The following is a 12,497-nucleotide window of genomic DNA, read 5'->3' on the forward strand; positions in this document are numbered from 1 at the left end:
CTCATTCACGGAAGACGCATAATCGCAGATGCACCCTTAACCGGGGCGGGGAGATAACGCGGGGAGGCCACTGCCGTTCGCGGCACGGCGGGCTGGCTGCCAGCAACGCCAGCAGCAGGGTGACGGCGAGCAGGGCGCCTTCAAACAAAACAGGCGGGACCGACATCAGCGACTTGGCGCTAAGCTCACACGGGGTTACCGGTGCGTCGGCACTCTCCTGCCCCTGCTGGACAGACTGGCTCGTGGCGTTGACGTTCATGACAAGCGCGTGCATCCCGGCCATCCGCTGGGCGGTGCATATCAGCACCACCAGGCAGGCCAGGGCTACAAGCAGGATAGCGTTGCGTTGTCGCTTGATCATGTTCGCCTCAAATATTCAGGACGCCTATATTATCGGGCGAACATATTTTGGCAACGCAAAAGCTGTAAAGAAGTGTCTGGAAGATAAGCGGTTTGCCCTCTCCGCTTGCAGAGAGGGCGAGCCATTACAGCGTTTCGCCGTTGCTGGCAATGACGGTTTTATACCACTCAAAGCTCTTCTTACGGGAGCGGGACATGTCGCCGGTACCGTCGTCGTGCTTGTTGACGTAGATAAAGCCGTAGCGCTTACTGTACTGGCCGGTGGTGAAGGAGACGCAGTCGATGCAGCCCCACGGCGTGTAGCCCATCAGATCCACCCCATCCCAGGTCACCGCCTTCATCATCTCTTCCACGTGGGCGCGCAGGTAGTCGATGCGATAGTCATCGTTGATGCTGCCGTCCTCTTCCACAGTGTCGTAGGCGCCGAAACCATTTTCCACGATAAACAGCGGCTTCTGATAACGCTCGTACAGTTCACACAGCGAATAGCGCAGGCCTACCGGATCAATCTGCCAGCCCCAGTCGGACGCCTTGACGTGTGGGTTCGGCACGCTGCCCTCGAAGCCGGAAATGGCGTCACCGGTGCCGCCTTCCGCTTTGACCGCGTTGGTCATGTAGTAGCTGAAACCTAAGTAGTCGCAGGTGCCCTCACGCAGGATCTGCTCGTCGCCCGCTTCCATTTTGATGGAGAAGCCACGGCGTTCCCACTCGTTCAGCACGTAAGTCGGGTAGTAGCCGCGCAGCTGCACGTCGGTAAAGACGTAGCGCTCGCGCATGGATTCCTGAGCGAACATCACATCTTCTGGCTTGCAGGAGTACGGATAGAGCGCGACCATCGCCAGCATGCAGCCGACTTTCATCTCCGGGTTAATGCGGCGTGCGGCTTTCACCGCCAGCGCGCTGGCCACGAACTGGTGATGCAGCACCTGGTACATGGTCTCTTCCGGGTTGTCGTGCTCGGTATAGACCACGCCAGAGCAGCAGTAGCCGAACAGCGGCGCACGCCAGTTGCGCTGGTTGTTGATTTCGTTGAAGGTCATCCAGTATTTGACCTTATTTTTGTAGCGCTCAAATACCACTTCCGAGAAACGCACAAAGAAATCGACCACTTTACGGTTGGTCCATCCGCCATATTCCTGAACGAGGTGCAGCGGCATTTCAAAGTGGGAGAGGGTGATAACCGGCTCGATGTTGTACTTCAGCAGTTCATCGAACATGTCGTCGTAAAACTTCAGCCCCTCTTCGTTTGGCTGAGTTTCGTCGCCTTTCGGGAAGATGCGCGTCCAGGCGATGGAGGTACGGAAACATTTGAAGCCCATCTCGGCAAACAGCCTGATGTCTTCTTTGTAATGGCCGTAGAAGTCGACGGCTTCGTGGTTCGGGTAATATTTGCCTTCAATCACTTCCTGCGTGATTTCTCGCGGAACGCCGTGTGCGCCGCCGGTGAGCACGTCGCAGATGCTTGGCCCTTTGCCGCCTTTGTTCCAGCCGCCTTCAACCTGGTGCGCCGCCACCGCGCCGCCCCATAAAAAATCTTTCGGTAAGGTGAGTTTTTTCATCTTTGCTATTCTCAATTCAGGACTTATTGATTTCGAGTCTAGCAAAGCGGAATTAAATGTCACGATATAACAATTTGCGGAAATTGTAATTTGTCACATCAAAAAAACAGGATGTTTTATTCTGTTAATTTCTTCGCCAGTTTCCGGCCTAATGATTCCAGAATATAGATGACGGGAATTTGCGTGGTGATATCGTAAACGCCGCCAATGCGCGTTTGCGGGACATGCCAGGAGAGGTTAAAGTCCGCCAGTTTCGCGAGACGAGAATGTTCGTGGCTGGTGACGGAGAGCACCTTGCAGTGGTGCAGGCTGAACTGGCTGGCGAAGCGCAGGATCTCCTCGGTTTCGCCGGAGACGGAGAGTACAATAGCCAGCGCATTTTTAGCCATGTCGTTAGTGACCGGGAAATAAGGATCGTCGATATGGTTGCTGAATTTCCCGATATTTGAAAAGAAACGTGCGCCATATTTTGCCAGCGATCCGGAGGTGCCCGCACCGACAAAAATAATTCGTTCAGATGATAAAATAATATCGACCGCGTTATCTAATAGCGCATCAAACTCTTCGTTATTTACGCTTTTAAAGAAGCTGATAATTTCACTGGCACCAAAATTCGCCTGCTGCGGCTCGTTCTGCTCCAGATAGAGTTTAAAGCGCACCCGAAATTCCGAGTAGCCTTCGCAGTTGAGCTTTCGGCAGAAGCGCAGGATAGTGGTAGTGGAAACGCCCGCCGCATCCGCCAGCTCGCGGATGGTCATGTACATCACTTTATCGCGGTTCTTAATGACATAGTTGTAGACCATCATTTCCAGATTGTTGAGGCTGGCAATGGCGGAATGGCTGAACATACTCACAATGGCTAAACTCGCTGTCGGACACTATTCCTGAAGCATACCATGATGACGAAGGGCGGGAGACGGATTTATCTCCTTGATTACTCAGATGTTAATGAAATCATTTACACCTGTGCGGTGGATTGCTATTACATTATTCTGATTTATAAGGATAAATTTTGAATGTGGATTTATTTTAGCTAACAGGTGTTCACTGGAATCATTCTCAGTTAGCATAGAGTGGCGATGAATAATCATCTTTTGTTTTCCCGGAGTTAAGTATGGTGAGCAGACCATTAATCGCACAGGGATATTCGCTGGCTGAGGAAGTAGCCAACAGTATAAGCCACGGCATTGGCCTGGTTTTTGGGATTGTCGGCTTAGTGTTATTGCTGGTACAGGCAGTGGATACCAACGCCAGCGCGATGGCCATTACCAGTTACAGCCTGTATGGCGGGAGTATGATCCTGCTTTTCCTGGCCTCAACGCTGTATCACGCGATCCCGCATCAACGGGCGAAGATATGGCTCAAGAAATTTGACCACTGCGCTATCTATCTTCTTATTGCGGGTACCTACACGCCGTTTTTGCTGGTGGGGCTCAACTCGCCGCTGTCGCGTGGCCTGATGATTGTGATCTGGAGCCTGGCGCTGCTGGGGATCCTGTTTAAGCTGACCATTGCGCACCGGTTTAAAGTGTTGTCGCTGGTTACCTATCTGACAATGGGCTGGCTGTCGCTGATTGTGGTGTATCAGTTAGCCATTAAGCTGGCGGTGGGGGGCGTGACGCTTCTGGCGGTGGGCGGGGTGGTCTACTCGCTGGGCGTGATTTTCTACGTCTGCAAGCGTATCCCGTACAACCATGCTATCTGGCACGGGTTTGTGCTGGGCGGCAGCGTGTGTCACTTCCTGGCAATTTATCTGTATGTAGGGCAGGTGTAGTTTTTTTGTAAGGTGCGGTCTGATGCCCTCACCCCGACCCTCTCCCACAGGGAGAGGGAGAATATCAACACCGTAGGCCCGGTAAGCGCAGCGCCACCGGGCGATATAGCATCAATCTTCCAGTGAATACGGCAGCGGCTCAATGCTGAGCGTGTTTGCATCATCCCGCACGCGGAACACGCTGTCGGGCTCCATATCATTATTCATGACAACCTGCACCAGCAGGCGGCCATCATCGAGCTGGACGGCGGCTAACACGGTGCCGGTACGGCGCCAGTTTTCGCCCATCTTCATCTCAAGATCTTCACCCGCTTCCGGCACACGGCTGGCGTGACCAGCCAGCGTCCACAGGGCGCGTTTGTTCGCGCCGCGGAATTTCGCACGCGCCACCATTTCCTGACCGGTGTAGCAGCCCTTCTTAAAGCTGATACCGCCCAGCGCCTGGATGTTTGTCGCCTGCGGGATAAACTGCGCGCTGTTTGCCGCGTCAATCACCGGCAGGCCCGCTTCGATGTTCAGCGCCAGCCACTGCTGGCTGTTGTTGAGCTGTGCTTCACCGCGCAGGGCGTCAGTGACGCGTTCCGCCGTTGCTTCGTCGGTTACCAGCAGGAAGCGCTCCGCCGGGTGTTCGAACCACAGAATGGAGGTTGCTCCCTCGCTGACCAGCTGTTTTTCCGCATCCGGCAGCTCGGCAAACAGGTTTTTCAGCGCTGCACGCGCCTGGAAACCCGCGACCCCCAGCAGAACGTGTTCATCGTCCGGGGCGATGGTGACTTTAGAAAAGACCGCGTATTTTTTCAGCTCTTTAAGCTGGGCGTCACGCAGGCTGCGGCGCTCAATAAAGGCGAATCCGTCCTGACGGCGGAACAGACGCAGGTTGCTCCACATTTTGCCTTTTGGATCGCAATGCGCGGCCAGCAGATGCTGGTGCTCAGTCAACTGCGCCACGTCCGCAGTGACCTGGCCTTGCAGGTATTTTTCGCTGTCCGCACCGGTCAGTGTCGCCAGTGCCCAGTCATCAAGAGTAATCAGCGTCAGCGGCAGACGCGCAGAGGCGGCGGGCTGGCGAGGAGAAAATGGTGTAAATGCCATAGTGATGTCCTGAATTGCTTAACGCTTTGATAATACCTAATGGTAAAAGAGACTGTATTCAATGCAAGCGCTTTCAGCAGGCCATTCGTGCCATTACGCGGTTATGCGTGGCGCTACGCAAAATAGTGTAATCCGCTGTCTTTATAAGGATTATTCAGGGAGCCTGCTCGAGGTTCGCAATATTCCAGTAAAGAAACGGTCAAAAACACGTTACACTAGCAGGTGTTCCCGGAGAGCAATAATGAATACCAAACGGGATACCGACTGTGCCAAACGTAATGCAGGAAACAGAACATGGATATTAACAACAAGGCCCGTATTCACTGGGCGTGCCGTCGCGGCATGCGTGAACTTGATATCTCCATCATGCCTTTCTTCGAGTATGAGTACGACAGCTTAAGCGATGACGATAAGCGCCTGTTTGTCCGTCTGCTTGAGTCTGACGATCCGGATTTATTCAACTGGCTGATGAATCACGGCAAGCCCGCCGACACCGAGTTGCAACGGATGGTGCAATTAATTCAAACACGGAATCAGGAACGTGGTCCTGTGGCAATCTGATCTTCGCGTCTCGTGGCGCTCACAGTGGATGTCCTTACTGCTCCACGGTCTGGTGGCGGCACTGGTGTTATTGGTGCCGTGGCCGCTTAGCTATACCCCTCTGTGGTTGCTATTGCTGTCGTTTGTGGTGTTTGACAGCGTGCGCAGCCAGCGTCGAATCAACGCCCGTCAGGGTGAAATTAAGCTGCTGATGGATTCTCGCCTGCGCTGGCAGGGAAAAGAGTGGGAGATGATGGGGACGCCGTGGATGCTTAACACCGGGATGATGCTACGGCTGCGTCGGGTCGAGGATAACCGTCGCCAGCACCTGTGGCTGGCCGCAGACAGTATGGATCCCGCGGAGTGGCGAGATCTGCGCCGGTTGATCGTGCAACAGCCGACGCAGGAGTAAATCAGCTGAACTGCTCGGCCATCTCACCCAGAATCTGCTCGCACCAGCTCTGGAGGCGCTCGTCGCTAAGATCGTACTGGTTGGTTTCATCCAGCGCGAGCCCGACAAACAGCTGACCGTCGGCAATAATCGGTTTTTGACTGGTGAACTCATAGCCTTCCGTAGGCCAGTAGCCGATAAAGGTCGCGCCCTTTGGCGCCAGTTTGTCGTGCAGCATGCCGAGTGCGTCAAGGAACCACTCCCCGTAGCCCAACTGGTCGCCCATGCCGTACATCGCAATGATTTTGCCTTCAAAATTGACTGAATCGAGCTGATCCCAGATGGCTTCCCAGTCTTCCTGAATCTCACCAAAGTCCCAGGTAGGGATACCCAGAATCAGCACATCGTACTGCTCCATCAAGGCGACCGCGTCATCTTTCAGGTTATGCAACGTCACCAGTTCCGGGCCAATGATGTCACGAATTTTCTCCGCTGCCATTTCGGTGTAGCAGGTGCTGGAACCATAGAACAGACCAATATTCATCGCGTAACTATCTCAATTCTTGCTATGACTTTGCGCGTAGTGTACCAGAAACCGATGGCAATCAGGCATAATGGCCAGATTGCAGAACCAAAGGGGCTGATGTGGAAAAGGATCTCGCACTCATCGAACAGTTTCTCGACGCGCTGTGGCTGGAGAAAAACCTCGCTGAAAATACGCTCAGCGCCTATCGTCGGGATCTCACGCTGCTGGTCGAGTGGCTGGCGCATCGGGGGCTGACGCTTGAAAGCGCGCAAAGCGATGACCTGCAAGGGTTACTGGCTGAGCGGATGGAAGGGGGGTACAAAGCCACCAGCTCCGCACGTCTGCTGAGCGCCATGCGCCGCCTGTTCCAGCACCTGTACCGCGAGAAGATCCGCGCGGATGACCCCAGCGCACTGCTGGCATCGCCTAAACTGCCTCAGCGGCTGCCAAAAGATCTCAGCGAAGCACAAGTTGAGAGATTATTACAGTCGCCCGCAGTTGACCTTCCGCTGGAGTTACGCGATAAAGCCATGCTTGAACTATTGTATGCCACGGGCTTGCGCGTTTCCGAGCTGGTGGGCCTGACGATGAGCGATATCAGCCTGCGTCAGGGCGTGGTGCGCGTTATCGGTAAAGGGAACAAAGAACGGCTGGTGCCGCTGGGTGAAGAGGCGGTCTACTGGCTGGAGACGTATCTGGAACACGGGCGTCCGTGGCTGCTGAACGGCGTCTCCATAGATGTATTGTTCCCGAGCCAGCGCGCGCAGCAGATGACGCGACAAACGTTCTGGCATCGCATTAAACATTACGCCACACTGGCGGGTATTGACAGTGAGAAGCTGTCCCCGCACGTTTTGCGTCACGCCTTCGCGACGCATCTGTTAAACCACGGCGCTGATTTACGCGTGGTGCAGATGTTGCTTGGACACAGCGATCTTTCAACGACGCAAATATACACCCATGTCGCGACGGAACGCCTGCGGCAGCTACACCAACAGCACCACCCTCGCGCGTGAGTGCCGACGAATTGTTACAGGATCATATATGAAAAAGTCTTTAGCGCTGTTCACCCTGCTGGCAGCTTCGGTTTCCGGTTTTGCCCATGCGGACGATGCCGCCATTAAACAGTCTCTGACGAAACTCGGCGTCGCCAGCAGCGAGATCCAGCCAGCGCCGGTGGCTGGTATGAAAACGGTGCTGACCAACAGCGGCGTGCTGTACGTGACCGATGACGGCAAGCACATCATTCAGGGGCCTATGTACGACGTGAGCGGCGCGCAGCCGGTGAACGTCACCAACCAGCTGCTGATGAAAAACCTGAACGCGCTCGAAAAAGAGATGATTGTCTACAAGGCGGCGCAGGAAAAGCACGTTATTACCGTCTTCACCGACATCACCTGCGGCTACTGCCACAAGCTGCATGAAGAGATGAAAGACTACAACGCGCTGGGCATTACCGTGCGTTACCTGGCTTTCCCACGCGCTGGCGTGCAGAGCCAGCCTGAGCAGGATATGAAAGCGATCTGGTGTGCGAAAGACCGCAACAAGGCCTTTGATGACGCGATGAACGGCAAAGGCGTGAAGCCCGCATCCTGCGATATCGACATCGCTAACCACTACGCGCTGGGCGTGCAGTTTGGCGTGAGCGGTACGCCAGCCATTGTGCTGAGTAACGGCTACGTGGTGCCGGGCTACCAGGGTCCAAAAGAGATGAAAGCGTTCCTCGACGAGCACCAGAAACAGATGGGTGGTAAATAATTCGCGTGAAAGCCCCGATAAAACTGCGCCGCCGCGATGCGGGTGAAACCGCGGATTTACCAGACTCGCTTCCGCTGCTGCTAAAGCGGCTGTATGCCAGCCGTGGCGTGCGTATGGCAAGCGATCTTGAGCGCAGCGTCAAAGGCATGCTGCCCTGGCAAGCGCTGAGTGGCATCGAAAAAGCGACTGAAATGCTCTACGACGCGTTCCGGGAAGGCACGCGGATTGTCGTTGTGGGCGATTTCGATGCCGACGGCGCAACCAGTACCGCGCTGAGCGTGCTCAGCCTGCGTGCGCTGGGCTGTGATAACGTGACTTACCTGGTGCCGAACCGGTTTGAAGACGGCTACGGCCTCAGCCCGGAAGTGGTCGATCAGGCCCATGCCCGTGGCGCACAGATGATCATGACCGTGGATAACGGGATCTCTTCTCATGCGGGGGTCGATCATGCCCATGCGCTGGGGATCCCGGTACTGGTCACCGATCACCACCTGCCAGGCGAAACTCTGCCTGCCGCCGAAGCCATCATTAACCCGAACCTGCGCGACTGCGATTTCCCGTCGAAATCGCTGGCCGGAGTAGGGGTGGCGTTTTATCTGATGCTGGCGTTACGCACGTTGCTGCGAGATAAGGGCTGGTTCGAATCGCGCGGGATTGCCGTGCCTAACCTCGCGGAGTATCTCGATCTGGTAGCGCTGGGAACCGTGGCGGACGTGGTGCCGCTCGATACCAATAACCGTATTCTCACCTGGCAGGGCTTAAGCCGCATTCGGGCAGGTAAATGCCGTCCGGGGATTAAGGCGCTGCTGGAAATTGCCAACCGCGATCCGCTGAAGCTTGCGGCAAGCGATTTAGGCTTTGCCCTCGGCCCGCGCCTGAACGCGGCCGGGCGGCTGGACGATATGTCGGTTGGCGTCGCGCTGCTGCTGTGCGACAACATCGGCGAAGCGCGCGTGCTGGCCAGTGAGCTGGACGCACTCAACCAGACCCGTAAAGAGATTGAGCAGGGGATGCAGGCTGAAGCGTTGACCCTGTGCGAAAAGCTGGAGCGCAGCGGCGATACCCTGCCGGGCGGGCTGGCAATGTATCACCCCGAATGGCACCAGGGCGTGGTGGGCATTCTGGCGTCGCGCATTAAAGAGCGTTTCCACCGCCCGGTGATTGCGTTCGCCCCCGCCGGGGACGGCACGCTGAAAGGCTCCGGTCGTTCCATTCAGGGGCTGCATATGCGCGACGTGCTGGAGCGTCTGGATACGCTGCATCCGAACCTGATGATTAAGTTCGGCGGTCACGCGATGGCGGCAGGCCTGTCGCTGGAAGAGGCGAAGTTCGACGAGTTTCAGCGTCTGTTTGGCGAACTGGTCACCGAGTGGATCGATCCGGCTCTGTTGCAGGGTGAAGTGGTTTCTGACGGTGAGCTTTCTCCGGCTGAAATGACCATGGAGGTGGCGCAGATGCTGCGCGATGCCGGCCCATGGGGGCAGATGTTCCCGGAGCCGCTTTTCGACGGACGTTTTCGTTTGCTGCAACAGCGCATCGTGGGCGAACGCCATCTCAAAGTGATGGTGGAACCGGTCGGCGGCGGACCGCTGCTCGACGGCATCGCCTTTAACGTTGATACCTCCATCTGGCCGGACAACGGCGTGCGCGAGGTTGAGCTGGCCTATAAGCTGGATATTAACGAGTTCCGTGGTAACCGCTCCCTTCAGATCATCATCGACAATATCTGGCCAATTTAGCGTCAGTAATCTCTATAAAAAAGGGCGTGGATTCGGTACAATCCCGCTCTTATCACCGCATTTTGACAAGCTCATAAAAGAAAACAGACCATGTTTGAAATTAATCCGGTAAAAAACCGCATTCAGGACCTCACGGAGCGCTCTGACGTTCTTAGGGGGTATCTTTGACTACGATGCCAAGAAAGAGCGTCTCGAAGAAGTAAACGCCGAGCTGGAACAGCCGGACGTCTGGAACGAACCTGAGCGCGCTCAGGCGCTGGGTAAAGAGCGTTCCTCCCTCGAAGCCATCGTAGATACGCTGGATCAAATGGCGCAGGGTCTGGAAGATGTTTCTGGGCTGCTGGAGCTGGCTGTCGAAGCCGACGACGAAGAAACCTTTAACGAAGCCGTGGCAGAGCTCGACGTGCTGGAAGAGAAACTGGCGCAGCTGGAATTCCGTCGCATGTTCTCCGGCGAATACGATAGCGCTGACTGCTATCTCGATATTCAGGCAGGTTCTGGCGGTACCGAAGCGCAGGACTGGGCGAGCATGCTGATGCGCATGTACCTGCGCTGGGCGGAAGCGCGCGGTTTCAAAACCGAGATTATCGAAGAGTCCGAAGGTGAAGTGGCGGGTATCAAATCCGTCACCATCAAGATTATTGGCGATTACGCCTACGGCTGGCTGCGTACCGAGACCGGCGTTCACCGCCTGGTGCGCAAGAGCCCGTTCGATTCCGGCGGCCGTCGTCACACCTCCTTCAGCTCCGCGTTTGTCTACCCGGAAGTGGATGAAGATATTGATATCGACATCAACCCGGCGGACCTGCGTATCGACGTTTACCGCGCATCCGGCGCGGGTGGTCAGCACGTTAACCGTACGGAATCTGCGGTGCGTATTACCCACATTCCAACCGGGCTGGTAACACAGTGCCAGAACGACCGTTCCCAGCATAAGAACAAAGACCAGGCCATGAAGCAGATGAAAGCGAAGCTTTATGAGCTGGAGATGCAGAAGAAAAATGCTGAGAAGCAGGCGATGGAAGACAACAAGTCCGATATCGGCTGGGGCAGCCAGATCCGTTCTTACGTCCTTGATGACTCCCGCATCAAAGACCTGCGTACCGGGGTTGAAACCCGCAACACGCAGGCGGTGCTGGACGGCAGCCTGGACCAATTTATCGAAGCAAGTTTGAAAGCAGGGTTATGAGGAACCAACATGTCTGAACAACAAGCACAGGGCGCTGACGCGGTAGTCGATCTTAACAACGAACTGAAAACCCGCCGCGAGAAGCTGGCAGCGCTGCGCGAGCAGGGCGTGCCGTTCCCGAACGATTTTCGTCGTGACCACACCTCAGACCAACTGCACGCAGACTTCGACGGTAAAGAGAACGAAGAGCTGGAAGCGCTGAACGTTGAAGTGTCCGTGGCGGGCCGCATGATGACCCGTCGTATTATGGGTAAAGCGTCCTTCGTGACCTTACAGGACGTTGGCGGCCGCATTCAGCTGTACGTCTCTCGTGACGACCTGCCGGAAGGCATCTACAACGAGCAGTTCAAGAAGTGGGACCTGGGCGACATCCTGGGCGCTAAAGGTAAACTGTTCAAAACCAAGACCGGTGAACTGTCTATCCACTGCACAGAACTGCGTCTGCTGACCAAAGCCCTGCGCCCGCTGCCGGACAAGTTCCACGGTTTGCAGGATCAGGAAGCGCGCTATCGTCAGCGTTACCTGGATCTCATCTCTAACGATGAATCCCGTAAGACCTTCAAAATTCGCTCCCAGATCATGGCCGGTATTCGCCAGTTCATGGTTAACCGCGACTTTATGGAAGTAGAAACCCCGATGATGCAGGTGATCCCCGGCGGTGCCTCTGCCCGTCCGTTCATCACCCATCACAACGCCCTGGACCTGGACATGTACCTGCGTATCGCGCCGGAACTGTACCTGAAGCGTCTGGTGGTCGGCGGTTTCGATCGCGTGTTTGAGATCAACCGTAACTTCCGTAACGAAGGTATCTCCGTACGTCATAACCCAGAGTTCACCATGATGGAACTCTATATGGCCTATGCGGATTACAAAGATCTGATCGAGCTGACCGAATCCCTGTTCCGCACCCTGGCGCAGGACATTCTGGGCACCACCCAGGTGCCTTACGGTGAAGAGGTGTTCGACTTCGGCAAGCCGTTCGAAAAACTGACCATGCGCGAAGCGATCAAGAAATACCGTCCGGAAACCAACATGGCGGATCTGGATAACTTCGACTCTGCGAAAGCGATCGCTGAAAGCATCGGCATCAAGGTTGAGAAGAGCTGGGGTCTGGGCCGTATTGTGACCGAGATCTTCGAAGAAGTGGCCGAAGCGCACCTGATTCAGCCGACCTTCATCACCGAATACCCGGCGGAAGTGTCTCCGCTGGCGCGTCGTAATGACGAGAACCCGGAAATCACTGACCGCTTCGAATTCTTCATCGGTGGCCGCGAAATCGGTAACGGCTTTAGCGAGCTGAACGATGCAGAAGATCAGGCGCAGCGCTTCCAGGATCAGGTTAACGCGAAAGCGGCAGGCGACGACGAAGCGATGTTCTTCGACGAAGACTACGTGACCGCGCTGGAGCACGGCCTGCCGCCGACGGCTGGCCTGGGTATTGGTATCGACCGTATGGTGATGCTGTTCACCAACAGCCACACCATCCGCGACGTGATCCTGTTCCCGGCGATGCGTCCGGTGAAATAAGCCGTTAAGACGTAAAAAAAGCCCCGTGCGTTTATCGCCGGG

Annotated in this window: 13 protein-coding genes; 8 read left to right on the plus strand and 5 right to left on the minus strand. The window is 55.7% G+C overall.

All coding sequences use genetic code 11. The features are described from left to right. Position 1 precedes the first annotated feature (1 nt). From ACOTW6_RS08520 to ACOTW6_RS08530, 3 genes are all read right to left on the minus strand, one after another. Positions 2-361: a copper resistance protein gene (locus ACOTW6_RS08520; RefSeq protein WP_213788999.1), complete on the minus strand. Its 360-nt coding sequence runs from the start codon at positions 359-361 to the stop codon at positions 2-4. 124 nt (positions 362-485) lie between these two features. Continuing rightward, positions 486-1,919, minus strand: coding sequence for a 6-phospho-beta-glucosidase (locus ACOTW6_RS08525; RefSeq protein ID WP_032660252.1), 1,434 nt, complete (start codon positions 1,917-1,919; stop codon positions 486-488). Positions 1,920-2,035: 116 nt separating this feature from the next. Continuing rightward, the gene (locus tag ACOTW6_RS08530) at positions 2,036-2,767 is read right to left on the minus strand and encodes a MurR/RpiR family transcriptional regulator (protein WP_047050802.1); all 732 of its coding nucleotides are present in this window, start codon (positions 2,765-2,767) and stop codon (positions 2,036-2,038) included. A gap of 266 nt (positions 2,768-3,033) precedes the next feature. Here ACOTW6_RS08530 and trhA point away from each other — a divergent pair, with 266 nt between their 5' ends. Further along, positions 3,034-3,693, plus strand: a complete 660-nt coding sequence (trhA, locus tag ACOTW6_RS08535) for a PAQR family membrane homeostasis protein TrhA (protein ID WP_003863433.1) — start codon at positions 3,034-3,036, stop codon at positions 3,691-3,693. A 111-nt stretch (positions 3,694-3,804) separates the two neighbouring features. Here trhA and ygfZ read toward each other — a convergent pair whose 3' ends face one another. Continuing rightward, positions 3,805-4,785, minus strand: coding sequence for a tRNA-modifying protein YgfZ (gene ygfZ, locus ACOTW6_RS08540; RefSeq protein WP_022649306.1), 981 nt, complete (start codon positions 4,783-4,785; stop codon positions 3,805-3,807). A gap of 294 nt (positions 4,786-5,079) precedes the next feature. Between ygfZ and sdhE the strand changes: the two genes are divergently transcribed. Then, entirely contained in the window at positions 5,080-5,346 is a 267-nt protein-coding gene (sdhE, locus tag ACOTW6_RS08545) for an FAD assembly factor SdhE (protein WP_003863437.1), read from the plus strand. Next, positions 5,327-5,737 (plus strand): protein YgfX, encoded by a 411-nt coding sequence (locus ACOTW6_RS08550; protein WP_017382887.1) that lies wholly within the window; start codon positions 5,327-5,329, stop codon positions 5,735-5,737. Before sdhE ends, ACOTW6_RS08550 begins: the two co-directional genes overlap by 20 nt. A 1-nt stretch (position 5,738) precedes the next feature. Here the strand turns inward: ACOTW6_RS08550 and fldB are convergent, their stop codons facing one another. After that, the gene (gene fldB, locus ACOTW6_RS08555) at positions 5,739-6,260 is read right to left on the minus strand and encodes a flavodoxin FldB (RefSeq protein WP_015571793.1); all 522 of its coding nucleotides are present in this window, start codon (positions 6,258-6,260) and stop codon (positions 5,739-5,741) included. 101 nt (positions 6,261-6,361) lie between these two features. Between fldB and xerD the strand changes: the two genes are divergently transcribed. The 5 genes from xerD (at position 6,362) to lysS (ending at position 12,455) form a co-directional block, all read left to right on the plus strand. After that, positions 6,362-7,258, plus strand: a complete 897-nt coding sequence (gene xerD / locus ACOTW6_RS08560) for a site-specific tyrosine recombinase XerD (protein WP_003863442.1) — start codon at positions 6,362-6,364, stop codon at positions 7,256-7,258. Between the two features lie 28 nt (positions 7,259-7,286). After that, positions 7,287-8,000 (plus strand): bifunctional protein-disulfide isomerase/oxidoreductase DsbC, encoded by a 714-nt coding sequence (gene dsbC / locus ACOTW6_RS08565; protein WP_121478608.1) that lies wholly within the window; start codon positions 7,287-7,289, stop codon positions 7,998-8,000. Between the two features lie 5 nt (positions 8,001-8,005). Next, a complete protein-coding gene (gene recJ / locus ACOTW6_RS08570; protein WP_213789000.1) occupies positions 8,006-9,739 on the plus strand; it encodes a single-stranded-DNA-specific exonuclease RecJ in 1,734 nt (577 codons plus the stop codon). A gap of 90 nt (positions 9,740-9,829) precedes the next feature. After that, positions 9,830-10,928 (plus strand): peptide chain release factor 2 gene (prfB, locus tag ACOTW6_RS08575; protein ID WP_096147815.1). Its coding sequence is split into 2 segments (ribosomal slippage): positions 9,830-9,904 and positions 9,906-10,928, totalling 1,098 coding nucleotides; the frame shifts between segments, so codons are not numbered across the junction. Between the two features lie 9 nt (positions 10,929-10,937). Then, complete coding sequence (gene lysS, locus ACOTW6_RS08580; protein ID WP_003863452.1) at positions 10,938-12,455, plus strand: lysine--tRNA ligase; 1,518 nt, start codon at positions 10,938-10,940, stop codon at positions 12,453-12,455. Positions 12,456-12,497: the final 42 nt, after the last annotated feature.

The sequence above is a fragment of the Enterobacter cloacae complex sp. IR5403 genome, assembly GCF_049238705.1.
GTDB classification, from domain to species: Bacteria; Pseudomonadota; Gammaproteobacteria; order Enterobacterales; family Enterobacteriaceae; genus Enterobacter; species Enterobacter hormaechei_C.